The organism is Streptomyces sp. HD, from assembly GCF_028369295.1.
In the GTDB taxonomy this organism is placed as follows: Bacteria; Actinomycetota; Actinomycetes; order Streptomycetales; family Streptomycetaceae; genus Streptomyces.
In genome coordinates, this window is sequence record NZ_JAQMYP010000074.1 from 1 (window position 1) to 25926 (window position 25926).

A 25926-nucleotide genomic window follows, 5' to 3' on the forward strand; every position below is an offset into this window, starting at 1 on the left:
AAAGAGTTTTTTATGTCGGGGGGGGGGGGGGGCCCCCCCACGCGGCGTACACCAGGGCGACGGCCAGGACCGGCACCGCGACCTGCACATTGCCGAGGTCGGCGAGGAGTTCGGAGAAGCGGCCCGGGTGGATCAGGGCCCGGCTGGCCGCCTCGTCGAGGTCGACCAGCGGGCCATCGGCCATCACCTGCCAGGTGATGAGCGCGAAGAGAAGGGCGGGAAGCCCGAGAATCCCGAGAAGGAGAAAGAGGGAGGTCGGCCGCCCCGGAACAGGGGGGGTAGTTCCGAGGCGGCCGTCCGGATCGGATGGTCGCGCGCCCCGGGGGGTTTGGGGCGGGCGACTGTCCGATCGGTGAGGAGATCCGGAGCCGGAAGCCCCGGTTGTGTGCGCGAGGGCACGACCAGGTCGAAGCTGGGGAGGCCTCGGCCTGATGTCACCCAGAGTCCCCTCTGGGCGGGGTGTATCTCTCATCTGGTTAGAACCTACGACAGGGCGAGGGTGTTAGACAGACGGAATCGCGTCCTGACATCCACCTCGCACACCTTCTTCACACGCTCTGACGGTAGCCGCCCCAGCCCCGGAATCACGCTGGGTGTCAGGGCCGGGGCGGATGAGGTTCCCGGGACCGGGATCCTGTCGCTCACCAGTGGTTTTGCCGTGGCCTCAGATACGGGCGAAGGCCTGCTCGATGATGTCGAGACCCTCGTTCAGAAGGTCGTCGCCGATCACCAGCGGGGGCAGGAAGCGCAGCACGTTGCCGTAGGTGCCACAGGTCAGGACCAGCAGGCCCTCCTGGTGGCAGGCCTTGGCGAGCGCGGCGGTCGCCTCCGGGTTCGGCTCCTTGGTGGCGCGGTCCTTGACCAGCTCGATGGCGATCATGGCGCCGCGGCCGCGCACATCACCGACGATGTCGAACTTCTCGGCGATGGCGTTGAGGCGGGCCTTCATGACCGCCTCGATGTTCTTCGCCCTGGCGTTGAGGTCGAGCTCCTTCATCGTCTCGATCGAGCCGAGCGCACCGGCGCAGGCGACCGGGTTGCCGCCGTAGGTGCCGCCCAGGCCGCCCGCGTGCGCGGCGTCCATGATCTCGGCGCGGCCGGTCACGGCGGCGAGCGGGAGACCGCCGGCGATGCCCTTCGCGGTGGTGATCAGGTCGGGGACGACGCCCTCGTCCTCGCACGCGAACCACTGACCCGTACGGCAGAACCCGGACTGGATCTCGTCCGCGACGAAGACGATGCCGTTGTCGGCGGCGAACTGACGGACCGCCGGCAGGAAGCCCTTGGCCGGCTCGATGAAGCCGCCCTCGCCGAGCACCGGCTCGATGATGATCGCGGCGACGTTCTCCGCACCGACCTGCTTGCTGATCTGGTCGATGGCCTGCGCGGCGGCCTCCGGACCCGCGTTCTCGGGACCGGTCGGCCAGCGGTAGCCGTAGGCCACCGGCACCCGGTAGACCTCCGGCGCGAACGGACCGAAGCCGTGCTTGTACGGCATGTTCTTCGAGGTCAGCGCCATCGTGAGGTTGGTGCGGCCGTGGTAGCCGTGGTCGAAGACGACGACGGCCTGGCGCTTGGTGTACGACCGGGCGATCTTGACGGCGTTCTCGACGGCCTCGGCGCCGGAGTTGAACAGCGCCGACTTCTTGGCGTGGTCACCCGGGGTCAGCTCGGCCAGCGCCTCGGCGACGGCGACGTAGCCCTCGTAGGGCGTGACCATGAAACAGGTGTGGGTGAAGTCGGCGAGCTGCGCGGTCGCCCTGCGTACGACGGCCTCGGCGGACGCGCCGACGGAGGTCACGGCGATGCCCGAGCCGAAGTCGATGAGCCGGTTGCCGTCGACGTCCTCGATGATGCCGCCGCCCGCACGCGCGGCGAACACGGGCAGCACGGAGCCCACGCCCTGCGCGACCGCGGCGGTACGGCGGGCCTGCAGCTCCTGCGACTTCGGACCGGGGATGGCGGTGACGACGCGGCGCTCCTGGGGAAGTGCGCTCATAAGGGGCTCCTGGGGTGTTGCGGACGCTTGTCTTCTGTCTTCCTCTTTTCTCGCAGGCTAGGGGCGGGAGCGGGGGGTGGGCATGCTCCATGTGGGCGTTGTCGGGAGCGTCGGTTGTCCGTGGTGGACATGGCGTCCGCGACGACACCCGGCCGTGTAAGCGGTGGACTCTCCATCGGAGGGCACTAGATTGGCTCGCTGACGGTGGACGGAACGGCTGGTCAGGGGGCAAGGGCGATGGACAGCGACGGGATGCACGACGCTCGGGGTACGCACGCGAACCCTGTGCCGCGTCCGGCGGGCCCACCGGAGGTGCCGACGGTGCCGCCTCGGCCGACGCACGCCCCGGGCCGGCCGACGCCATCGGCAGTCGTCGACTGGCTGAACGAGCCCCGTCCCGAGGTCCGGCCCGGCATTTGGCGGCTTGGGTACCGGCCGTCGAAGGGGGCGGATCAGGAGCAGCGGCTCAGCCCGATGACTGTCGTCGGCATGGTGATCCCGGCGGTCGCCGGACTGATCATCTGGTCCCTCTGGCTGCGCGGTGCGATTCCGTACCAGTGGGCTCCGCTGCGGCTGGTCACGCCGGACGACTGGTGGGAGGCCGCGACCGAGATCAATGCCAAGCCCGGTGGATGGGGCATTCAGGCCTTCATCGCCTACCGCGGCATCGCTTTCGCCGTGCTCGTCTGGGCCATGGCCCGTCTCGGCAGCTGGGGCAAGGTGTTCCGCCACTACTTCGCCCGCAAACCCCAGCCCCGGCGTGCCGCGCTCACTGCTCTCTGGGCCGTCGTGGCGCTGGCGCTCGTGTTTCCCAGCGCGTTCCCCGGGGCGTTCTGGGACCCCGTCCCGGTCGTCGACCCCCTCCTCAACCTGACCATCGCCCTCTCCCAGGGCTACGACCTGCTCCAGTCGCCGCTGTTCGTGTACAGCCTGTACACGGTCATCACCCTCCTCGTGATGTGGCCCTTCGCCCGTGTGGGCGACTGGCGGGCCTATGGCAACGCGCTGCTCGCCGCCCGCCGGACCGCCGGTACGGACGGGCCTGCGCGGCCTGCCCCCATGCCCCCTGCGCAATGGCCGGTCCTCCGGGACGCCGGGCAGCACCGGGCTGCCGATCTCCTCACCGCGGATGTGCTGGCCGGGCGGATGAGCGACGTCGACTGTGCCCGGCTCACCCACGGGTGGCGGCGCGCACGCCTCCAGGGACGCCTCGCCGAGTTCACCGACGCCGTGCTGCGCCACGGCTTCGCCGCGCTCACCCACCCCTCCGGGGCCCGCGACCTGCCTGCCCGCACCGCCCTGCACGATCTGCTCGTCGGCCAGGTCCGCATCGGACGCTGGGTGGGCGGCGACCGCACGCCGCTCGCGTACGGAGGTGCGGGCGCCGCCCTCGAACCGGAGACCCTCGGGACCTCGCTCCTCGTCGTCGGCCCGTCGGGGTCGGGCAAGACCCGGTATGTGATCGCCCCAGTGGTGGAGTCCCTCGCCCTGCAGGCCCTGACCGGGCGGTGCGCAGTCGTCGCGGTCGGCGCGGCGGGGGCGGCGCTCGGCCCGGACGGTTCCTACGACGTCGTCGTCCGCATCGGCGACTCCCGGTCCGTCCACGACCTCGACCCGTACGCCGGTACCGACAACCCGGACGAGGCCGCCGCCCTCCTCGCCGAGGCCCTGTCCGGGGACCTCGACACCGTGAGTGCCCAGCGGGCCACGGCCGCGCTGGCCCAGTTGCTGGGCCCGTACCGGGCCGTGCACGGCACCTTTCCCACCCTGCCCGTCCTGCGGGAGCTGCTGGAGGGGGAGCCTTCGGCACTGACGGACCTGCGCGCGGCTCTGACGGAGGATCGGCACGCCGTGCTGCGCCGTGAACTCGACGCCCGAGTACGGCAGTCGGGCACCCCCGGCGATCCCGGCCCGCTGCTCGCCGACCGGCTCGCCCTGCTGGACCGGCCCGCCTTCGCCGAGTTCTTCGGCTCGGGTGGCGACACGAACCGTCCGTTCTCGCTGCGCGCTGTCGCCCACCACCCCTTGCGTGTCCGAATCGACCTGCCCGAGCGCGGTCACGAGGAGGTCTCCCGGCTGATCGCCCGGCTCGTGCTGGCCCAGTTCGCCGAGGTCGCAAGGGACGGCTCACGCGACCACTTCGTCAGCCTGGTCCTCGACGATGCAACGGGGACGGTCACCTCTGAGTCGGTACGGCGTATTCAGCGGCTGCGTTCACAGAAGGCCGGTGTCGTGCTCGCCCTGCGCACGGTCTCCGACGTGCCGGAACCCCTGCACGGGCCGCTGTTCGGGGCGGTCGGCTGCCGGATGGCCCTGTCCGGAGTGACAACCTGGGACGGCAGCCGCTTCGCCGACGCCTGGGGTACTGAGTGGGTGGAGGCCACGGACGTCGCCCAGCACACCGTGTTCGCCGATCAGCCGATGACCCGGGCGATGCATGCGCTGCGCAAGCTGGTGACGGGGAAGGCGGTGACCACGGAAGCCGTCACCGTCCGCCAGGTCGAGCGGGAGCGGTGGTCGGCGTCCGAGCTGGCGCACGGGGTGCCGCCGGGGCATGCGGTGCTGTCGCTCACCAGTGTCCAGGGCGAGCACGCGCCGCCGTTGCTGGTGGATCTGCGGGGCTAGGTGTGCTGACCGGACAGGTTGGTGACGCGGGCGCTGGTGCGCGCTCCCCCAGAGGGGGACCCCCAGCCGCGTTGTCGTCGGTTGACGACTCCCCCACGCTCGAACAACCTCGTGCGGGGGGACCCCCATCGCGTCGCCGCCCTTCTCCGCCTTGCAGCTGCACGTACCAGCGCCCGCTCGGGTCCGCCGGTCCGCACGGTTTCCTGCAGCCGGCCTGATCCGCCGGACAGGTCCTGGGGCCGGACTTCAGGTCACTCCATGACCGTACGGTGAGGGAGAATCGGCACAGGCTGTTCATACGTGGCGGCCAAAGATCATGACGATCACGCCGACCTGAAGGTCTCATGCCACCCACGCTCGCCTCGCTCGTCCATCACTCCGCGCTCAAGCTGACCGTGCGGGCGGGCGAGGACCGTCTGGACGTGCCCGTGCGCTGGGCGCACGTCAGTGAGCTCGCCGATCCCGTGCCCTACATGGAGGGCGGGGAGCTGCTGCTGATCACCGCTCTCAAGCTGGACGCGGAGAACCCCGAGGCGATGCGGCGCTATGTGCGGCGCCTGGTGGGCGCGGGCGTGGTCGGGCTCGGCTTCGCGGTCGGCGTCAACTACGAGGACATCCCCGAGGCCCTGGTCGACGCGGCCGCGGAGGAGGGCCTGCCCCTGCTGGAGGTGCCGCGCCGCACCCCCTTCCTTGCCATCAGCAAGGCCGTGTCGGCAGCGATCGCGGCGGACCAGTACCGGGCGGTGACAGCAGGGTTCGCGGCCCAGCGGGAGCTGACGAAGCAGGCGCTGACCGACGGGCCGGAGGGGCTGCTGGCCGCGCTGGCGTCCCAGGTCAACGGCTGGGCGGCGCTCTACGACGCCTCCGGTGCCGTCGTCGCGACCGCCCCCGAGTGGGCGGGGCGGCGCGCGGCACGGCTCACCGCCGAGGTGGAGCGGCTGCGGGAGCGGCCCGCGCCGGCGTCCTCGGTGGTCGGCGGGCCGGAGCACGAGGACCGGGTCGAGCTGCACACCCTGGGCACGGGCCGTCGGCCGCGGGCCGCCCTGGCCGTGGGGACGGCGGCCGCGCCGGGCACGGCCGAGCGCTACGCGGTGCACTCGGCGATCGCACTGCTGACGTTGACGACCGAGCGTTCCCGGTCGCTGCACGCGGCCGAGCAGCGGGTGGGCGCGGCGGTGCTGCGGATGCTGCTCGCCGGTGAGCCGGACCATGCGCGGGCGGTGGCGGGGGACCTGTACGGCGACCTGCTGGACGCGCCCTTCCGGGTGATCGTCGCCGAGGCGGCGCCGGTGTCGGCGGCCCGGGTGGTGGACTCCGGGGCGCGGGTGGCGCTGACCAAGGCGTCGGCCGCGGTGCTGGTCGCCGCGTCCGGGGCGAGCGGCGATCCGCTGGGCGCCCTCACCGAGGTCGTGGAGTCGGCGGCGGCCCGGGCGGGGGAGGCCGTGCTCGTGGTGCCGGAGGGCGAGGGCGAGGCCGCACGGGTGGTCGTGCTCGCCGCGGACGAGGGCGCGGCGGTCGCCGCGTGCGCGGAGTACGCGGCGGCACTTGAGGCGGCACGGGGGGCCGGGTCGGAAGGGCGTGGGGGAGCCGACGAGGACGAGCTGGTCGTGGGGCTGTCGGCACCGGCCGGGCCCATCGCCGCGGCGGCGGCCTACAAGCAGGCCGAGCAGGCCCTGTCGGTGGCCCGGCGGCGCGGGCGGGTGTGCGTGGAGCACGAGCAACTGGCCGCGGGGTCCGTGCTGCCGCTGCTCGCGGACGACGCGGTGAAGGCGTTCGCGGACGGGTTGCTGCGGGCGCTGCACGAGCATGACGCGACGGGGCGGGGGGATCTGGTCGCCTCGCTGCGGGCGTGGCTGTCGCGACACGGACAGTGGGACGCGGCGGCCGCGGATCTCGGGGTGCACCGGCACACGTTGCGGTACCGGATGCGGCGGGTGGAGGAGATCCTCGGGCGGTCGCTGGACGACGCGGATGTGCGGATGGAGCTGTGGCTGGCGTTGAAGGCGACGTCGGCCGAGTAGGCCGAGTAGGCCGAGCAGGCCGAGCAGGCGGACAGGACGGCCCGCAGGCCACGTATGCCAAATCGGAGCGCCCGCGACTCCCATCACTACACCCCGGACAAACGCCCCTCGGCCCCCGCACCCCTACCGTGGACCACGACACACCAGGAGCAGCACACCCCAACGCGGAAGGGCCGGTAATCGACTATGGCTTCCACCCACGCCTTCTGGCTCGCCGGCCGCCAGGTCAGCGGCGAGGACACCTTTGATGTCACCTCCCCGTGGGACGGGCGCGTCGTCGGCAAGGTGAGCGTGCCTACGGACGCGCAGATCGAGGAGGCCGTGGCCGCCGCGTACGCCGTCCGCGACGACTTCGCCGCGACCCCGGCCCATGTGCGGGCCGCCGCCCTCGACCACGTCAGCCGGCGCCTGGTCGAGCGCACCGAGGAGATCGCCCGGCTGATCTCCGCCGAGAACGGCAAGCCCATGAAGTGGGCCCGGGGCGAGGTCGGCCGTGCCGTCTCCGTGTTCCGGTTCGCGGCCGAGGAGGCCCGGCGATTCAACGGCGGCGAGGCCCAGCGGCTCGACACCGACCTCGGCGGCCAGGGGCGGCTCGCCTTCACCCGGCGCTTCCCCAAGGGCGTCGTCCTCGGCATCGCGCCGTTCAACTTCCCGCTGAACCTGTGCGCCCACAAGATCGCCCCGGCCATCGCCGCCGGCGCCCCGATCATCCTGAAGCCCGCCCCGGCCACCCCGCTGTCCGGCCTGATCATCGGCGACCTGCTCGCCGAGACGGACCTCCCGGCCGGCTCCTGGAGCATCCTGCCGGTGCCGAACGACAAGATGCCCGCCCTGGTCCAGGACGAGCGCCTGCCGGTCATCTCCTTCACCGGCTCCGAGAAGGTCGGCTACGCGATCATGGACTCGGTGCCGCGCAAGCACTGCACCCTGGAGCTGGGCGGCAACGGTGCCGCGGTCGTGCTCGCCGACTTCGCCTCCGACGAGGACCTCGACTGGGCGGCCTCCCGCATCGCGACCTTCTCCAACTACCAGGGCGGCCAGTCCTGCATCTCCGTGCAGCGCGTGATCGCGGACGCCTCCGTGTACGACCGCCTGCTGCCGCGCATCGTCGCCGCCGTCGAGACCCAGGTCACCGGCGACCCGAACGACGACGCGACCGACGTCGGCCCGCTGGTCAGCGAGGATGCCGCCAAGCGCGTCGAGACCTGGGTGGACGAGGCGGTCGCCGCCGGGGCCGCCCTCCTCACCGGCGGCAAGCGCGACGGCGCCTCCTACGCGCCGACCGTCCTCACCGACGTACCGGCCGACGTCACCCTCGCCTGCGAGGAGGTCTTCGGACCCGTCCTCACCGTGCAGAAGGCCGACGGGGAGGCCGCCGCCTTCGCCGCCGTGAACGAGTCCAAGTACGGCCTCCAGGCGGGCGTGTTCACCCGCGATCTGCAGACCGCCTTCCGCGCCCACCGTGCCCTTGAGGTCGGCGGCGTCGTCATCGGCGACGTGCCCTCCTACCGCGCCGACCAGATGCCGTACGGCGGCGCCAAGCAGTCCGGTGTCGGGCGCGAGGGCGTGAAGTTCGCGATGGACGACTACACCTACGAGCGCGTCATGGTCCTCACCGGCCTCGCTCTCTGAGCCGGCTCGGAACTCTCTGAACCGGTTCGGAATCCGCTCTAGCTTGTGACAATCGTTTTCAGGTAGAGAGGCTCACATCCCGGGATGAAAAGGGGCCCGGCACCGATGCCTTCCGGTGCCGGGCCCCTTCCTTTCGCCGGCCTCCTCCGGACCCTCAACCGGAGAAGCCGACGTGCGCGAGCCGCAATGGGCCGCGCAGCCTGAGGTGGACGTCACGGACGCCCTCGGCGATGATCCCGGCCCGCAGGGTCGAGTAGGCGTACGGGCTCGCGTCCGGCGCGTTGGACGTCAGTACGGCGAGCACCGCGCCCCCGTCCAGCGAGATCTCGACCGCGCCGTCGCCGCAGACCCTCGCCGTCACCTCCGCGACGCCGTCCCCGAAGTCGCAGTCCCGGTAGACCAGTTCACCCGAGATGCCCTGCGCCGCCGTCACCGCGTCGCCCGACGTCTTCGTGCGGTCGACGATCGCGATGCCGCTCTGCTCGTCGAAGTCGGCGGCGTCCAGGCCGCGCAGCAGCACCGGGCGCGGGGCGGGCCCCTCGCCGTCCAGCAGCACGGTCGTACGCAGCCGGACGTCCTCGCTGGAGGCGCCGGCCAGCAGCTCGTACGGGCCCGGCTCGCGGCGCCATCCGCCCCGGGTCACGTCCCAGAAGTCGAAGGAGCGCAAGGCCACTTCGAAGCGCAGCTCCCGCCGCTCGCCCGGTTCCAGGCGCACCCGCTCGTGTGCCACCAGCTCGCGGCGGGGGCGCGGCACCGTCGGGTCCACGGCGCGCGTGTACAGCTGCGCGACCTCGTCGGCCGTCACATCGCCGGTGTTGGTGACCGTGAAGGTCACGTGCAGTGAGTCGTCCGTCGTACGGGCCTTGAGCCCGGCGTAGGAGAAGGCCGCGTACGACAGGCCGTGCCCGAACGGGAACAGCGGGGTCCCCTCGAAGTACAGGTAGGTCTGGCGGGCGCCGATCACGTCGTAGTCGAGGAGGTCGGGCAGATCGGCGTCGTCGGCGTACCAGGTCTGCGGGAGGCGGCCGGCGGGGGAGACGTCGCCGGCCAGGACACGGGCCAGGGCGGTGCCGGCCGCCTGGCCCGCGTGGGACGTCCAGAGCAGCGCCGGGAGCGCCGCGTGGTCGACCGCGTACGGATACGCCGAGATCAGCGCCAGCACGGTGTTCGGGTTCGCCGCGCGGGCCGCGCGTAGCAGGCGTTCCTGGTGGGCGGGGAGGGCCAGCGTCGTACGGTCCTCGGTCTCGCGGCCGTTGATGTGCGGGTCGTTGCCCGCCACCACCAGGACGACGTCCGCCTGGGACGTGATCCGCGTCACTGCGTCTTCGCCGCGTTCTACGACGACGAGTTCGAGGATTTCCGGATTCGTTTCGGCAACCCGGACGCCGTCGGCGGCGACTGAGACATGGCGACCCGTACCGATGTGCCGAAGGAGGAATCCGTTCTCATGCGGTTCCAGGCGGAATGTCTCCTGGACGACCCAGCCTCCGGGCTGGTCGGCGGAGGCACGGACGCGGCCGTCCTCGGCGACCGAGAGATAGCGGCCGTCGGGGGCGCGCAGGGTCAGCACGCCCTCGCCCCAGTCGACGAGGGCGAGTTCGGTGCCGGTCGCGTCGGCGGTGAGTGCGGGCAGATCCGTACGGCCCGCGAGCAGCGCCGGGTCGAGGGCGCCCTCGGCGCCGCGCACCTCGTCGGTGGCGTCCGCCTCGGGGACGTGCAGGAAGGTTCCGGCCCGTGTCTTGAGCAGGACGCGGTCCACGCCCTCCGCGAACTCCACGCGCTCCGCGCCGAATCGCTCGTACAGGCCCTCCAGCGGAGTCGAGCGATGGATGAGCGAGCCGCTGTACCAGTCGAGCTTGCACTCGTCGGCGAGCAGACCGACCACCGCGAGCCGGGTGTCGGCCGCGAGCGGCAGCAGGCCCCCGCTGTTCTTGAGCAGGACCACCGACTGTTCGGCGGCCTCCTGGGCGAGGGCGCGGTGGGCCGGGGTGTCGAAGTCCTTGGTGAGCGCGTGCGGGTCGTACTCCGGGTCGAACTCGCCGAGCCGGAAGCGGACCGAGAGCTGGCGGCGCACCGCCGTGTCGAGGTCCGACTCGGTGAGCAGACCCCGGTCCAGGGCCCCGCGCACCCGGGCCGTGATCTTCGAACTGTCGGTGCCGTGGTCGGTGAAGCTGTCGACGCCGGCCAGCAGCGCGGCGGCCGTCGCCTCCTCGTGGGTGTCGAAGTAGTGCTCGGAGTCGACCAGGTTGGACGGCGCGCCCGCGTCCGAGCAGACCAGCAGATCGTCGTCGGTCCAGGTGCGCAAGTGCTCGCGCAGATACGGCGAGACATGGTTGGGGCGGCCGTTGACCAGGTTGTACGCCGGCATCACACCCGCCGTCGCGCCCGCCTCGACCGTCTCGCGGAAGGCCCGCAGGTCGTACTCGTGCAGAACGCGCGGACGGACCGAGGAGGACGTGACGTCACGGCCCGTCTCGTTGTTGTGCGCCAGCCAGTGCTTGAGGACGGGCGCGGTGCGCCAGTACGTCGGATGGTCGCCGCGCAGGCCCCGGGTGTAGGCGGTGGCGATGGCCGAGGTGAGCTTCGGGTCCTCGGCGTAGCCCTCCTCGTTACGGCCCCACAGGGGGTGGCGCAGGAGGTTGACGGTGGGGGACCAGACGTTCAGGCCCACGCGCTCGTCGCGGGCGCGCATCGCGCGGGTCTCCTTCGAGACGGCCTCGCCGACCCGGCGTACGAGATCCGTGTTCCAGGTCGCGCCGAGACCGACCGCCTGCGGAAAGACGGTGGCCGGACCCATCCAGGCGACACCGTGCAGGGCTTCCTGGCCGGTACGGAACGCGGCGATGCCCAGGCGCTCGACCCCCGGCGTGAACTGGTGCAGGAATCCGATCTTTTCGTCGAGGGTGAGCCGCGACAGAAGGTCGTCGATGCGCTTCGCGAACGGCAGTCGCTGATCGCGGAAAGGCGGTGTGTGCGGCGTGTGTGCGGTCACGTGGGGATCCCCTTGCGATGGATCGGTTCGGCGCTTTCGAAGCGCTTCGATGCTCATTCGACGCCGGGGTGGGTGTCAAGAGATCAACGCCGCTACTTCAAGCAGTGCATAAGAAAGGGTCCCCATTACACCTCGGAGGAATCTTGGGAACGACCCTTGTGCACCCATGGGTGTTCACTTAACCTCACTGCAACATCGAAGCGCTTCGACTGTGGATTCCGTCGCAGTGGTCGCAGCACCGCTTCAGCTCAGCGAAGGGTTGACGCAATGACGCCGAACGCCGCCTCCGCCTCCTCCGGACCCAGCCGGAGAAGCTTCCTCGCCTCCACAGCGGTCGCCACCGCAGCGGTGGCCGGCGGGATGCCGCTGCTCGCCGCGTGCGGCGGGTCGGACAGCGGGTCGCGTGACGGTACGACCTCGGGCAAGGACGCGAAGAAGATCCTCCCGGCGTATGTGGCCGGCAATGTGGTGACGCCGGACATCCCGGCCAGGAACGGCTCGGCGATCGGCTTCACCGGCAAGCTGGACCTCGCCACCCTGAAGACCTCCGTCGAGAAGAAGCTCGGCAAGGGCGGCAAGGTGACCATCATGTCGCCGTTCTGGGGGTCGCCGCCGAAGTCGGACAACGCCTACTACAAGTCGATGAACGACCTGATCGGCGTCGACGTCCGGTGGCAGAACCAGGACGGCAACACCTACGACCAGAAGCTCGGCGCGGTTCTCGCATCGAGCGACATCCCTGACGTCGTGGTGGTCCCCGGCTGGAACATGGGCGGCAAGATACCCAGCGCCATCCTCAGCAAGTTCGCCGACCTCGGCCCCTACCTGTCCGGTGACGCGGTCAAGGAGTACCCGAACCTCGCCGCGATCCCGACGGACGCCTGGCGGCGCTCCATCTTCGGCGGCAAGCTGCGCGGCCTGCCGATGCCGGCCCCCTCGGCCCCCAGCATGGTGCCGCTGTACCGGCAGGACATCTTCGAGAAGGAAGGCTACGAAGTCCCGAAGTCCTGCGACGAGTTCATGGCCCTGGCCAAGGAGATCACCAACGCCAAGGCCAAGCGGTGGGCCTGCCTGGACATGAAGTGGACCGCCTTCCAGGCCTTCGGTGTGCTCTCCGGCAGCGAGAAGCCGCTCGGCTGGAACCTCGTCGACGGCAAGCTCATCTACCGCATCGAGACCGAGGAATTCCTTGAGGCGCTGGAGTGGTCCCGCAAGCTCTTCGCCGCCGGTGTCGTCCACCCCGACTCCGGGCTGGGCAAGAATGCGCCCGATCCGGGCCCCAAGTTCGCGGCGGGCGAGTTCCTGATCTACCCCAACAACATCTCCCAGTGGTGGAGCCGCACCACTGAACAGGCCGTCCAGAACCCGGACTTCAAGATCTGGGGCATGGACATCTGGGGCCACGACGGCGGCGAGCCCATCCTGTGGGCCGATCAGCCCGCCGGCATCTTCGCCTTCGTCAGCAAGAAGGCCTCCGAGTCGGTCGTCCGCGACGTGCTGGCCGTCGCCAACGTCACCGCGGCGCCGTACGGCACCAAGGAGTACATGATGACCAACTACGGCGTCGAAGGAACCCACTACACCGTCAAGGACGGCGTCCCCACCAAGACCGACCAGGGCAACATCGACGTGATGAACGCCTACCCAATGGTCGCGAGCCCCGCCGCGACCATCGCGCACCCCGACTTCCCCGAGGTCGCCAAGGGCCAGGTCGAGTGGGAGCAGAGGATGGGCGCCTTCGCCAAGAAGTCCTCCTTCTGGGGCATGCAGATCACCGAGCCCACCCGGTACACCAACCTGTCCAACGACTTCGAGCAGCTGGAGGACGACATCGTCCGCGGCCGCAAGAAGATCAGCGACATGCAGCAGGCCGTCTCCGACTGGAAGAGCAAGGGCGGCGACAAGCTGCGCGACTGGTACAAGCAGATCCTCGACGAGAACGGCTCCGCGGCCAACTGACCGGGCATCGAGGCAAGGAGAACGGCCGTGTCCCACAGCACGGTGCCTCGGAGCAGAACCGAGGCCGACACGACGGCGAAGACCCCCGTGGCCTCCGGGGCCACCGGTTCCGGTGAGAAGCGACGGCCGGGGAAACCGAGTCTGCGGCTCAGACTCCGACGCGACCGCGTCCTGCTCCTGATGACGCTGCCCGCCGTCGCCCTGGTCCTGCTCTTCAACTACGTGCCGATCCTCGGCAATGTGGTGGCCTTCCAGGACTATGACCCCTACATCAGCGACAACGGCGTCGTGTCCATGCTGAACAGCCCCTGGGCGGGGGTGGAGAACTTCCAGCGGATCTTCGAGGACTCCGCTTTCTGGCAGGCCGTGCAGAACACGCTGGTGCTGTTCTTCCTCCAGCTCCTGCTGTTCTTCCCGATCCCGATCCTGCTCGCGCTGCTGATCAACAGCGTGGTCAGGCCACGGGTGCGGGCGGTCGCGCAGGCCGTTCTCTATCTGCCGCACTTCTTCTCGTGGGTGCTGGTGATCTCGGTCTTCCAGCAACTGCTCGGCGGCGCTGGTCTGCTCTCGCAGCTGCTGCGGGACCACGGCTACGACGGTCTCGACCTCATGACCGACCCGAGTACCTTCAAGTTCCTCGTCACCGCGCAGGCGGTGTGGAAGGACGCGGGCTGGGGGATCATCGTCTTCCTCGCCGCGCTCGCCGCCGTCAGCCCCGACCTGTACGAGGCCGCCGCGATGGACGGCGCGAGCCGCTGGCGCCGCATGTGGCACGTCACCCTGCCCGCGCTGCGGCCGGTGATCGCGCTGCTGCTGGTACTGCGGGTGGGCGATGCGCTGACGGTCGGTTTCGAGCAGATCCTGCTCCAACGCGATGCCGTCGGACCGGGCGCGGCGGAAGTGCTCGACACCTTCGTGTGGTGGAACGGCGTCCGCAACCAGGACTTCGGCTACGCGGCCGCCGCCGGACTCGTCAAGGGTGTCATCAGCATCGGTCTCGTGCTGGCCGCGAACAAGGTGGCCCATCTGATGGGCGAGCAGGGGGTGTACAAGAAATGACCGCCGTGATCGACAAGCCCGTACCCAAGCCATGGGCCGGGCCGGCCCGGCCCGTCTGGGAGGAGCAGCCGACGAAGGTGGGGCTGGCGGGCAAGGGGCTCGTGCTCGGCATCGCCTGTCTGGCGATCGTGTTCCCGCTGTGGATCGTCGTCGTCACCAGCCTCTCCACGCGCAAGACCATCGATGAGGCCGGCGGTCTGGTGATGGTGCCGAAGGACATCACCTTCGTCGCCTACCAGGAACTGCTGAGCGGTGGCCAGGTCACCCGCGCGGCGATCATCAGCGTCCTGGTCACCCTGGTCGGTACGGCGTTCTCCATGACGGTGTCCGTGCTGTGCGCGTACGGGCTGTCCCGAACCGGCTCGCTGGGGCACCGGTGGATCCTGATGCTGCTGCTGGCGACCATGTTCTTCAGCGCCGGACTCATCCCGACGTATCTGCTGGTGCAGACCCTCGGGCTGACGGACAGCTATCTCGCCCTGATCCTCCCGAGTGCGATCAGCGTGTTCAACATCCTGGTGTTGCGCGGATTCTTCATGGGGATATCCCAGGAACTCATCGACAGCGCGCGTATTGACGGTGCCGGGGACTTCCGGATTCTCTGGCGGATCGTCATGCCGCTTTCACGGGCGGTCATCGCGGTGATCACGCTGTTCTACGCGGTCGGCTACTGGAGTGCCTGGTTCAACGCGTCGCTGTATTTGAACGACCAGGACATGATGCCGTTGCAGAACGTCATGATTCAGCTGGTGCAGAAGCAGGAGGCTCCGGTCGGGCTGGGGCAGGCCATCAAGACGGGGCAACTGTCGGGGTTGGCCGTTCAGATGGCGGTCATGGTGATGGCTCTGTTGCCGGTGGCTGTGCTTTCTCCCTTTGTCCAGAGGCATTTCAAGAAGGGCATGCTCACCGGGGCCGTCAAGGGCTGACGGCCGTTCGTCGTCTGCGGCTTCGTCGTGGTTGGACGCGTCCGCGCGGCACAGCCGCAGATCGATACAGCCCCGTGCCCCCAGGCAGGTATCCGCATCCCCCTGTTGCCAGAACGAGGTACGTCATGCCCACGTCCCAGCCCAGCAGAAGAACCGTCCTCGCCGGGACTGCGGTCGCTGCCGCGCTCACCACCCTTCCGTCCCTCGCGGGGCTGCAGTACGGGGAGCCCGCCTGATGCCGGAGCGAAACGAGACCGAGCGCAACCGGCCAGGCCGAAGGACCGCCTCCCTGGCGGACGTCACCGAGCGGGTCCAGCTGGAGCGGTACGGCGTGGCCGTGCTGGAGGCCGCCCCATGAGTGGACCCGTCCACGGCACCTGGGAAACCGCCCCCGCCGACCGTTGGGAGGACGCCTTCCTGAGCGGGAACGGCCGACACGGCATCATGGTGTTCGGTGATCCGAACGACGACCGGGTCATCGTCAATCATCACGCCCTGGTCCGCCCCAACGGCGCCGAACACGCCCGTCCACCCGCCCTCGCCGCCGAACTCCCGCAACTCCAGGACCGGTTGCTCGCCGGGGACGTCACCGCCGCCGAGCACTTCACGGACGGGCGGGAACTCCAGTGGGTGCAGCCCTTCCACCCCGCCTTCCAGATACGGCTGCGCCGCCCGGCACCCGCCGAGGATCCCGGCGACCACCGCCGCGCGGTCGACTTCACCACCGGCGTGGTCACCGCCCGCTGCGACGGCCGGCGGAGCGAGGCCTTCGTCTCCCGCGCCGACGACGTCATCGTCCAGCACGTCACCGAGCCCGGCCTCACCGTCGACGTGGCCCTGGACCACCAACTGCCCGGCGCCCCCTGTGACTTGGCCGTCGGCCACAGCGTCGTCCTCACCCCCGAGGGCGCCCTCCTCACCCTCCGCGTCCGCCACCCCGGCAGCGACCGGGCGTACACCGGCATCACGCTCGCCGTCGTCACCGGCGGCACCACCCGCACCTCCCTGCCCGGGCTGCGCGTCGACGGCGCCCGGTCGCTGCTGCTCCTCACCCGGGTACGACGGCACACCGGCGAGCTGGACGCACTCGCCGAGGCACACGCACTGCGCGCCCTCCTCCCCGACGGCGACAGCGACAGCGACGACGACCCTTACGACCGCCTCCTCGCCCGCCACACCGAACTGCACCGCCCGGCCTACCTCCGCGTCGGCCTGGACCTCGGCGCCGACGACAGCGAACGGGCGCTGCCAGGCTCGGAGCTGCTGAGCCGTCCGAAGAGCCCCGCCCTGCTGGAACGCCTCTTCGCGGCCGGCCGCTACCACCTCCTCTCCGCCTCCGGCATGTTCCCGCCCCGCCTGACCGGCCTGTGGACCGGCGACTGGAACACGGCCTGGGCGGGCGCGTTCACCACCGACGCCAACCTCAATCTCCAGACCGCGTCGGCCGCGGCGGGCGCCCTCCCGGAGGTCACCGAGGCCCACGCCGCCCTGATCCACGGCCAGCGGGAGCACTGGCGCGACAACGCCCGGGCGATCTTCGGCACCCGCGGCGTGGTGGCCCCCGCCCACACCGACGGCGAGTCCGGGCACATCTACCACTTCAGCCGCGAATACCCGCTCCACCTGTGGACCGCCGGCGCCGACTGGCTCCTCAAGCCGCTCGTCGACCAGGACGAGACCAGAGGCGCACGCGACCCGCGCACGGCCGCCGCCCTCGCCGAAGTCGCCCGGTTCTACGAGGACTTCCTCACCCGCACCGACGACGCGGGCAACCTGGTCGTCGTCCCGTCCTACTCACCCGAGAACCGCCCGGCGAACGCGAGCTGGGCCACGATCAACGCCGCCATGGATCTCTCGGCGGCCCGGCACGCGCTGCTCACCGCCGCCCACTACCACCCGGACACCCCGGACGCCGACCGCTGGCGCACCCTCGCCGACCGACTCCCCCCACATCGTGTCAACGAGGACGGCGCCCTCGCCGAATGGGCCTGGCCCGGCCTGACGGACACCTACGACCACCGCCATCTCAGCCACCTCTACGGCGTCTGGCCGCTCGACGAGATCACCCCGTACGACACCCCCGGCCTCGCCGCTGCCGCCCACCGCGCCCTCGAACTCCGGGGCGCCGAGAACGACTCCGCGCACGGCCACCTCCATCACGCCCTGATCGCGGCCCGCCTCAGGGACGGCGGCCGGGTCGCCCATGCCCTCGACCAGGTCCTGGACGGCGACTTCTTCCACGGCTCCCTGATGAGCGCCCACTATCCGCGCCGCGACGTCTACAACGCGGACGCGGCGCACACCCTGCCCGCCGTACTGATCGAGATGCTCGTGCAGTCGACCCCGGACCGGCTGGTCCTGCTGCCCGCCGTCCCGGGGACCTGTCCGCAGGGGCGGCTGCGGGGCGTGAGGACGCGGTTCGGCGCGGAGATCGATCTCACCTGGACCCCTGGTGGCGCCACGGCCGTCCTCAAGCCGTCTCGCTCCCTTCGTGTCGAACTCCGGACTTCCGCCGGCGACGCGCAGCCGCTCGACCTCGTCGCCGGAGAAGACCACGTCCTCAGCCTGGGGGCGTGGTAGCACCCCCCGCAACTCCCCCCCCCCGCATTTCCCCCCACCCATGGAAAGGGACACCATGGCAAAGAGCGCACCGCGCAAGATCACCACGGCCGTGCTGGCCCCGGCGATGGCCCTCGGCGCCACCGTCGGCCTCGCCTCCGCCCCCGCCTCGGCCGCGGTCTGGAACTCCTGCGACCAGTGGGGCAACACCAGCCTGGGCGGCTACACGCTCTACAACAACATCTGGGGCTCCGGCGCCGGCAGCCAGTGCATATGGGCCAACTCGGGCACCAACTGGGGTGTCCGGGCCAACCACCCGAACACCGGCGGCATCAAGTCCTACCCGAACTCCAAGAAGGTGATCAACAAGACGATCGCCTCCCTCGGCTCGCTGACCAGCAGCTACAACGTCACCGTCCCGTCGTCCGGCGCGTACAACACGTCGTACGACATCTGGGACACTGACCACGACTACGAGATCATGCTCTGGGTCAACTACAACGGAGCCGTCGGCCCGCTCGGCACCTCGCAGGGCAACGTCACCCTCGGCGGCCACACCTGGACCGTCTACAAGGGCACCAACGGAGCCAACGAGGTGTTCTCGTTCCTGCGGACGTCCGACTCCAGCTCCGGCTCCGTGAACATCAAGCCGATCCTCACCTGGATCACCGGCAAGGGCTGGATGTCCAGCAACGAGACCATCGGTGACGTCCAGTTCGGCTACGAGATCACCTCGTCGTCCGGAGGTCTGGACTTCAACACCAACAACCTGACCGTCAGCAGCAGCTGACGTTCCATCAGAGCCGGGGTCGGCCCCCGTCTCGTCTCCTCAGGCGGGGTCGACCTCGGCCCGCAGCGCGTTGTAGTCCGCGAACGCCGACTCGACCTCGGCGCGGGTCAGGCCGTAGCGGGCCAGGTCGTACCGGTGCGGCCGGGTGCCCTTCGGGCGGGCGACGGCGCCGGACAGCCGGGCGGCCTCGGCATCGGTCCAGCGGGCGCCGACCGCGTCGTAGAGCTGCGGGGCGCCCTTGGCGGGCTCGGTGGCGAGCCAGGAGTACGGGGCGTCCACGAGGGCCTCGCGGGGGAGGGCGGCGCGGGCCCGGAGGCCGCGTTCCGTCGCGCGGCTCAGCAGGGGGAACCAGGTGGCTCCGATGCCGTGCGGGTCGAGGGGGCGGGTGCTGACCGCCATGCCGTGCTCGATCAGGCTGCAGAACGAGGCGACGGCGGTGACCGGGTCGCGGTGGCACCACACGATCGTCGCGTCCGGGAACACCGTGTGCAGCGCGTCCAGGTTGCCCAGGTGCAGTGGGGACTTGAGGATCCAGCGGCGGCGCGGACGGCCGTACTGGAGGACCTGGAACACCTGCTTGAGATACCGGTAGTCGTCGGTGAAGTCCCGCTCCCGGTACCACGCCTCGTACTCCGGGATCCGCGCCTGCGACAGCGGCATCAGGGCGTGCGGCAGGGCGAAGGTGCACTCCTCTGGGCCCTCGGCGGCCATCGCGTGGATGTCCCGGAAGCGCGGGGCGAACAGATTGGTGCCCTGGACCATGCGGCGACCGGCGGTGATCGCCTTGCGACGCTCGCGGGGCGAGGGCTCCAGACCGGGCGTGAGCAGTTCCCACAGCAGCGGGCCGCGGTGCTCCTCCGCAAGGGACAGCACGGCGTGCGTGACCGTCGTCGCGGTGCGCGGCAGGCCCACCACGAACACCGGCCGCTCGATCGGCTCCCGCTCGATCTCCGGGTGCTCGGCGATCAGCCCCCGCACCCGGGCCCGGTTGGCGAGATGACGGCGCACGAAGACCTGCGCGGACTGCCAGCCGACCGGCGTCAGGTTCTCGGCCCTCGCCCACCAGCCCAGCAGCGACCGGAAGTCGTCGACGAACTGCCGGTCGTCCTTCGCCTCGCCCGTCTCCACGACGATCCGGTCGAAGATCCGGTCGGGACTGCGGCGCGACCCGAAGCCCGGCCGCAGCAGTTGGTCGGCCAGGGTGAGGGCGAGGGGAGTGGTGGACACGGTGGGGACCCTATCGTGTCGAACTGGCTTGGCAGAGAAGGAAGTTGGGGGCGACCGGAAGACCTCCACCGTCCGGTCGCCCCCGGAGCCTGGCTGGCAGGCCCTCGACACGGCTACTCCGCTACAGGCAGCCGTGCCCCGTCCCGCAGGAACAGCGGGATGCGGTCCAGCGGGGCGTCGACCGTCACGGTCGTACCGCCCTCGTACGTCTCCCCGGTCCATGCGTCCGTCCAGCGCGCGCCCGCCGGAAGGTAGGCCGTGCGGGCCGTCGCGCCCGCCGTCAGCACCGGGGCGACCAGCAGATCGCGGCCGAAGAGGTAGGCGTCGTCGACCGACCAGGCCGTCTGGTCGTCGGGGAACTCCAGGAACAGCGGCCGCATCACCGGCAGGCCCTCCTCGTGGGCCTCGCGCATGACGTCCAGGACGTACGGCTTCAGGCGCTCGCGCAGCCGCAGGTACTTCTCCAGGATCGCGCCGGCCTCCTCGCCGTACGACCACACCTCGTTCGGGCCGCCGGTCATGTCCGGGCCGAGCGGCATGCCCGGGTCGCGGAAGCCGTGCAGGCGCATCAGCGGGGAGAGGGCGCCGAACTGGAACCAGCGGACCATGACCTCGCGGTACGCCGGGTCGTCCGGGTCGCCGCCGTGGAAGCCGCCGATGTCCGTGTTCCACCAGGGGATGCCGGAGAGCGCGGTGTTGAGGCCGGCCGCGATCTGGCGGCGCAGGGTCGGGAAGTCGGTGCCGATGTCGCCGGACCACAGGGCGGCGCCGTAGCGCTGGCTGCCCGCCCAGGCCGAGCGGTTGAGGGTGATCACCTCGTCCTCGCCGGACGCCTGCAGACCCTCGTGGAAGGTGCGGGAGTTCTCGGCCGGGTAGCTGTTGCCGACCTCCAGGCCGGGGCCCGTCCAGTAGCGCAGGTTCTCCTGGAAGCCCGGCTTCAGCTCCGGCTCGCAGGCGTCCAGCCAGAAGGCGGTGATGCCGTACGGGTCGAGGTAGTTCTCCTTCACCCTCGACCACACGAACTCACGGGCCTGAGGGTTCGTGGCGTCGTAGAACGCCACCTGGACGGTCGACGCCACCCCCTTGTCGGGCCAGTCGGCGTGGGCCATCGGGCCGTACTGGGTGCCGATGAAGTAGCCGCGCTGCTCCATGACCGGGTGGTTCTCGGAGAGCGGCGAGACGGAGGGCCAGACGCTGACCACCAGCTTGATGCCGAGCTCGGCCAGCTCGCGCACCAGCGCCGCCGGGTCCGGCCACTCGGCCGGGTCGAACTTCCACTCGCCGAGATGCGTCCAGTGGAAGAAGTCGCAGACGATCGCGGAGATCGGCAGCCCCCGGCGCCTGTACTCCCGGGCCACGGCGAGGAGTTCGTCCTGCGTGCGATAGCGCAGCTTGCACTGCCAGAAGCCCGCCGCCCACTGAGGCAGCATCGGCGTACGCCCCGTCACCGCGCTGTAGCGGCGCTGGCCGTCGGCCGGGGTGCCCGCGGTGATCCAGTAGTCGATCTGGCGGGCGGAGTCGGCCACCCACCGGGTGCCGTTGTGCGCGAGCTCCACGCGGCCGATCGCCGGGTTGTTCCACAGCAGGGTGTAGCCACGGCTGGACGACAGCACCGGGATGCCGACCTCGGCGTTGCGCTGGACCAGGTCCAGGACCAGGCCCTTCTGGTCGAACCGGCCGTGCTGGTGCTGGCCGAGGCCGTACAGCTTCTCGTCGTCGTACGCGGCGAAGCGCTGTTCAAGGCGGTGGTAGCCGTTTCCGACGGCGGTGTAGAGGCGGGGGCCGGGCCACCAGAAGTGGGCGCGCTCCTCGGCGAGGACCTCCGTGCCGTCCTCGGTGCGCAGGAAGCGGATCAGCCCCTCGGCGTCGACCTGCACGGTCAGCGCGCCGACCGTCAGGATCCCGAGCCCGTCCTCGATCTTCACGGTCGACTCGGTCGCCGGCGCGGACTCCAGCAGCGCGCCCGGCAGTCCGTCGAGGACCGGGCCGCCGAGCCGGGCACGCACCCGGACCGCGTCCGGACCCCACGGCTCGACGCGCACCCTCTCCTGACGGCCGCTCCACTCCAGCGCGCCGTCCCGCTCACGGAACGTGCCGACGGTCGGGGACGACTGCGCCAGGCTCACCTGGGGCTGGGTTTCAGCAGGCAGATTCACGGGGGCCGCTCCTGGAGGAGTTCGGACATGGGGGTGCCCTGGTCGGGGCCGCGGTGCGGGAAGGGGCGGAGAGGAGTGAAGGCCTACGAGTGGCTGGGCGCCGGGCCCGTGCTCGCCCGGACCGTCAACTCGGGTGCGATCAGGACGACTTCGTCGCTCCCGCGGCCGTCCAGCTTGGCGACGAGCTGCTCCACGGCATGCCGGCCCATCTCCTGCGCCGGGATGGAGACCGACGTCAGCCGCACCGAGGCCTGGGTGGCGACCTGGTCGGGGCAGATGCCGACCACCGACACGTCCTCGTGCACGGCACGGCCCTGCTGGCGCAGCAGGGCGAGCAGCGGCTCGACCGCCGACTCGTTCTGCACGACGAACCCGGTGGTGCTCGGCCGCTCGTCGAGGATCCGGGCGAGGGTGACGGCCATCGCGTCGTACCCGCCCTCGCAGGGCCGGTGCAGCAGCCGCATCCCCAGCTCCTGGGAACGCATCCGGAGCCCGTCGAGCGTGCGCTCGGCGAAACCGGTGTGCCGCTCGTAGACGGCCGGTGCCTCGCCGATGACAGCGATGTCGCGGTGCCCCAGCATCGCCAGATGCTCCACACACAGCGCGCCCGTCGCCCTGAAGTCGAGGTCGACGCAGGTCAGCCCGGTGGTGTCGGCCGGCAGCCCGATCAGCACGGACGGCTGGTCGGTGTCCCGCAGCAGCGGCAGCCGCTCGTCGTCCAGCTGGACGTCCATCAGGATCATCGCGTCGGCGAGCCCGCTGCCGGTGACCCGGCGCACGGCGTCGGGGCCCTCCTCGCCGGTCAGCAGCAGGACGTCGTAGCCGTGCGTACGGGCCGTGGTGGCCACCGCGATGGCGATCTCCATCATCACCGGCACATACATGTCGGTGCGCAGCGGGATCATCAGCGCGATGATGTTCGACCTGCTGCTGGCCAGGGCGCGGGCCCCCGCGTTCGGGTGGTAGCCGAGCTCGCGGATGCTCTGCTCGACCCGCGTCCGGGTGGTCGCGGAGATGGACCGCTTGCCGCTGAGGACATAGCTCACCGTGCTCGCCGAGACTCCGGCGTGCTGGGCGACCTCGGCGAGGGTGACCATCCAGCTCTCCAAGCTTTGTGAAGCGCTTCGACAGTGCGCAGTGGGAACAGGGGCGGGTGTGAGGGTGGTTCGACACTAACTCTGGCGCGCTCGGGTGTCCAGAGTTTGTCGAAGCGCTTCGACAGTATTTCTCATACGAGGACGTCGGCGCCGTCGGGGCAACCTCCCGGCGGTCGGCGCCCAGGCGGGCGAGTCGGGCAAGAAGTGCGCGGCCTTCGACACGATCACCCTCGGCAAGTACTACGTGAACAACAACCTCTGTAACAAGGGGAAGTACACCGGCACCCAGTGCGTCTGGGACAACTCCCGCTCGGGTTCGACGATCTCCTGGGGCACGAACTACAGCCTCGCCAACAGCGGCACCGGCAAGGACGAGCTGGGACTTCTCGGTCAGCTCCGACCCCGGCACCATGAACGTCGCCTACGACCTCTGGCCGCACACCAAGAACGCCGCGGACCGGCAGGACCAGCCCACCGGCGAGATCATGATCTGGCTCAACCGCCAGGGCGGCGCGGGCCCGCTCTGGGAACCAAGGCCGCCGGCGTCAGCATCGGCGGCGCGATGCGGGACATCTACGAGGGCGACATCGGCTGGAAGGTCCACTCCTTAGCCCGCAGCGCCGACACCACCAGGGCCACCCTGAACCTCGACGACTTCACCCAGGCACTCGTCCGGCGCAAACTGCTGACCAACGACAAGTACGTCTCCGGTATCGAGGCCGGCACCGAGGTCTTCAAGGGCACGGGCCGACTCGACACCAGGGCCTACTCGGTCGACATCGGCTGAACGGTTGCACGCGGGGTGGTGGGCTCGCCCCTAATCGGGTACATACGATCGGGTAGCACCCGTCGGTAACCAAACGGCCCATGATCCCGATTCGCGGCGAGGTGAGCCTCATGTCCGCAGCACCCCCGAAACCCACCGTCACCGAACGTGAGGCCCGCCAAGTGGCGGAGGCAGCCCGCGAACAGGACTGGCGCAAGCCCAGCTTCGCCAAGGAGCTGTTCCTCGGCCGCTTCCGCCTCGACCTCATCCACCCGCACCCGATGCCCACCGACGAGGCCACCCAGCGCGGCGAGGAGTTCCTCGCCAAACTGCGCGACTTCATCGAGACCAAGGTCGACGGCGCCCTCATCGAGCGCGAGTCCCGCATCCCCGACGAGGTGATCGCCGGGCTGAAGGAACTCGGCGCCTTCGGCATGAAGATCGACACCAAGTACGGCGGGCTCGGCCTCACCCAGGTCTACTACAACAAGGCCCTCACCCTGGCCGGCTCGGCCTCCGCGGCGATCGGCGTACTGCTGTCGGCCCACCAGTCGATCGGCGTACCGCAGCCGCTCAAACTGTTCGGCACACCCGAGCAGAAGGAACTGTTCCTGCCGCGCTGCGCCCGCACCGACATCAGCGCCTTTCTGCTGACCGAGCCCGACGTCGGCTCCGACCCGGCCCGCCTCGCCACCTCCGCCGTACCGGACGGGAACGACTACGTCCTCGACGGGGTCAAGCTGTGGACGACCAACGGCGTCGTCGCCGACCTCCTCGTCGTCATGGCACGGGTGCCGAAGTCCGAGGGGCACAAGGGCGGCATCACCGCCTTCGTCGTGGAGACCAACTCGCCCGGCGTCACCGTCGAGAACCGCAACGCCTTCATGGGCCTGCGCGGCATCGAGAACGGCGTCACCCGCTTCCACCAGGTCCGCGTCCCCGCCGCCAACCGCATCGGCCCCGAGGGCGCCGGCCTGAAGATCGCGCTGACGACGCTGAACACCGGGCGGCTCTCGCTGCCAGCGTCCTGCGTCGCGGCCGGCAAGTGGTGCCTGAAGATCGCCCGCGAGTGGTCGGCGGCGCGCGAGCAGTGGGGCAAGCCGCTCGCCCACCACGAGGCCGTCGGCTCGAAGATCTCCTTCATCGCCGCCACCACCTTCGCGCTGGAGGCCGTCACCGACCTCGCCTCGCAGATGGCCGACGAGGACCGCAACGACATCCGCATCGAAGGCGCCCTCGCCAAGCTGTACGCCTCCGAGATGGCCTGGCTCATCGCCGACGAGCTCGTCCAGATCCGCGGCGGCCGCGGCTTCGAGACCGCCGACTCGCTCAGGGCGCGCGGCGAGCGTGGCGTCCCCGCCGAACAGGTCCTGCGCGACCTGCGCATCAACCGCATCTTCGAGGGCTCGACGGAGATCATGCACCTCCTGATCGCCCGCGAGGCCGTCGACGCCCACCTCTCGGTCGCCGGTGACCTCATCGACCCCGACAAGTCCCTCCAGGACAAGGCGAAGGCGGGCGCGAACGCCGGTGTCTTCTACGCCAAGTGGCTGCCGAAACTGGTCGCCGGCCAGGGCCAACTGCCGTATTCGTACGGCGAGTTCAAGCGCGGAGTGGACCTGTCTGGGCACCTGCGCTACGTCGAACGCACATCGCGCAAGCTGGCCCGCTCCACCTTCTACGGCATGTCCCGCTGGCAGGGCCGGATGGAGACCAAGCAGGGCTTCCTCGGCCGGGTCGTCGACATCGGCGCCGAACTGTTCGCGATGAGCGCGGCCTGCGTCCGCGCCGAGCACCTGCGCGCCCAGGGCGAGCACGGCCGCGAGGCCTACCAGCTGGCCGACGCCTTCTGCCGCCAGGCACGCCTGCGCGTGGAGGAACTGTTCGGACGGCTGTGGTCCAACACCGACGACCTCGACCGCAAGGTGGTCAAGGGCGTGATGTCGGGCACGTACGAGTGGCTGGAGCAGGGCATCGTCGACCCCTCGGACGACGGCGGCGTGTGGATCGCGGACGCGACCCCGGGCCCGAGCGAGCGGGAGAACGTGCACCGTCCGATCAGGTGACGGACACCCCGAGGGGTCACTGCCCGCAGTGACCCCTCACCATCCTGTTACC

General features: G+C 70.5%; 18 protein-coding genes. 12 read left to right on the plus strand and 6 right to left on the minus strand.

Annotated features, from left to right (window positions below; all coding sequences use genetic code 11):
- Nucleotides 1–10 precede the first annotated feature (10 nt).
- Nucleotides 11–184 (minus strand): hypothetical protein, encoded by a 174-nt coding sequence (locus tag POF73_RS46105; protein WP_334313667.1) that lies wholly within the window; start codon nt 182–184, stop codon nt 11–13.
- Between the two features lie 480 nt (nt 185–664).
- Nucleotides 665–1999 carry a 4-aminobutyrate--2-oxoglutarate transaminase gene (gabT, locus tag POF73_RS41645; RefSeq protein WP_272124616.1) on the minus strand — a complete coding sequence of 445 codons (1335 nt, stop codon included), beginning with the start codon at nt 1997–1999 and terminating at the stop codon, nt 665–667.
- 237 nt (nt 2000–2236) lie between these two features.
- Between gabT and POF73_RS41650 the strand changes: the two genes are divergently transcribed.
- The 3 genes from POF73_RS41650 to POF73_RS41660 all read left to right on the plus strand — a co-directional run bounded on the left by POF73_RS41650 (nt 2237) and on the right by POF73_RS41660 (nt 8277).
- Complete coding sequence (locus POF73_RS41650) at nt 2237–4624, plus strand: ATP/GTP-binding protein (protein WP_272124617.1); 2388 nt, start codon at nt 2237–2239, stop codon at nt 4622–4624.
- A gap of 344 nt (nt 4625–4968) precedes the next feature.
- Nucleotides 4969–6645 (plus strand): PucR family transcriptional regulator, encoded by a 1677-nt coding sequence (locus POF73_RS41655; protein WP_272124618.1) that lies wholly within the window; start codon nt 4969–4971, stop codon nt 6643–6645.
- A gap of 186 nt (nt 6646–6831) precedes the next feature.
- Nucleotides 6832–8277, plus strand: coding sequence for an aldehyde dehydrogenase family protein (locus tag POF73_RS41660; RefSeq protein ID WP_272124619.1), 1446 nt, complete (start codon nt 6832–6834; stop codon nt 8275–8277).
- 154 nt (nt 8278–8431) lie between these two features.
- Here POF73_RS41660 and POF73_RS41665 read toward each other — a convergent pair whose 3' ends face one another.
- Nucleotides 8432–11269, minus strand: coding sequence for a glycoside hydrolase family 3 C-terminal domain-containing protein (locus tag POF73_RS41665; RefSeq protein WP_272124620.1), 2838 nt, complete (start codon nt 11267–11269; stop codon nt 8432–8434).
- A 267-nt stretch (nt 11270–11536) separates the two neighbouring features.
- Here POF73_RS41665 and POF73_RS41670 point away from each other — a divergent pair, with 267 nt between their 5' ends.
- The 7 genes from POF73_RS41670 to POF73_RS41700 all read left to right on the plus strand — a co-directional run bounded on the left by POF73_RS41670 (nt 11537) and on the right by POF73_RS41700 (nt 18562).
- Nucleotides 11537–13228 carry an extracellular solute-binding protein gene (locus tag POF73_RS41670; RefSeq protein WP_272124621.1) on the plus strand — a complete coding sequence of 564 codons (1692 nt, stop codon included), beginning with the start codon at nt 11537–11539 and terminating at the stop codon, nt 13226–13228.
- A gap of 27 nt (nt 13229–13255) precedes the next feature.
- Nucleotides 13256–14287, plus strand: a complete 1032-nt coding sequence (locus POF73_RS41675) for an ABC transporter permease (RefSeq protein WP_272124622.1) — start codon at nt 13256–13258, stop codon at nt 14285–14287.
- Nucleotides 14284–15213 (plus strand): carbohydrate ABC transporter permease, encoded by a 930-nt coding sequence (locus tag POF73_RS41680; protein ID WP_272124623.1) that lies wholly within the window; start codon nt 14284–14286, stop codon nt 15211–15213. Before POF73_RS41675 ends, POF73_RS41680 begins: the two co-directional genes overlap by 4 nt.
- 125 nt (nt 15214–15338) lie before the next feature.
- On the plus strand, nt 15339–15449 hold the full coding sequence (locus tag POF73_RS41685; RefSeq protein ID WP_272124624.1) for a twin-arginine translocation signal domain-containing protein: 111 nt from the start codon (nt 15339–15341) through the stop codon (nt 15447–15449).
- The gene (locus POF73_RS41690; RefSeq protein WP_272124625.1) at nt 15449–15571 is read left to right on the plus strand and encodes a hypothetical protein; all 123 of its coding nucleotides are present in this window, start codon (nt 15449–15451) and stop codon (nt 15569–15571) included. The genes POF73_RS41685 and POF73_RS41690 overlap by 1 nt, the downstream gene beginning before the upstream one ends.
- Nucleotides 15568–17793, plus strand: a complete 2226-nt coding sequence (locus POF73_RS41695) for a glycosyl hydrolase family 95 catalytic domain-containing protein (RefSeq protein WP_272124626.1) — start codon at nt 15568–15570, stop codon at nt 17791–17793. The genes POF73_RS41690 and POF73_RS41695 overlap by 4 nt, the downstream gene beginning before the upstream one ends.
- Before the next feature lie 55 nt (nt 17794–17848).
- Nucleotides 17849–18562, plus strand: coding sequence for a glycoside hydrolase family 12 protein (locus POF73_RS41700; RefSeq protein ID WP_272124627.1), 714 nt, complete (start codon nt 17849–17851; stop codon nt 18560–18562).
- A 39-nt stretch (nt 18563–18601) separates the two neighbouring features.
- On the opposite strand, the gene POF73_RS41705 is transcribed toward POF73_RS41700, so the two are convergent.
- From POF73_RS41705 to POF73_RS41715, 3 genes are all read right to left on the minus strand, one after another.
- Complete coding sequence (locus POF73_RS41705; RefSeq protein ID WP_272124628.1) at nt 18602–19789, minus strand: sulfotransferase family protein; 1188 nt, start codon at nt 19787–19789, stop codon at nt 18602–18604.
- Nucleotides 19790–19902: 113 nt separating this feature from the next.
- On the minus strand, nt 19903–21945 hold the full coding sequence (locus tag POF73_RS41710) for a glycoside hydrolase family 31 protein (RefSeq protein WP_272124629.1): 2043 nt from the start codon (nt 21943–21945) through the stop codon (nt 19903–19905).
- 83 nt (nt 21946–22028) lie between these two features.
- Entirely contained in the window at nt 22029–23042 is a 1014-nt protein-coding gene (locus tag POF73_RS41715) for a LacI family DNA-binding transcriptional regulator (protein WP_272124630.1), read from the minus strand.
- A 244-nt stretch (nt 23043–23286) separates the two neighbouring features.
- Between POF73_RS41715 and POF73_RS46425 the strand changes: the two genes are divergently transcribed.
- Nucleotides 23287–23829, plus strand: coding sequence for a hypothetical protein (locus POF73_RS46425; RefSeq protein WP_443049741.1), 543 nt, complete (start codon nt 23287–23289; stop codon nt 23827–23829).
- A 110-nt stretch (nt 23830–23939) separates the two neighbouring features.
- Nucleotides 23940–25874, plus strand: coding sequence for an acyl-CoA dehydrogenase family protein (locus tag POF73_RS41730; protein ID WP_272124631.1), 1935 nt, complete (start codon nt 23940–23942; stop codon nt 25872–25874).
- The last annotated feature ends 52 nt before the right edge of the window (nt 25875–25926 follow it).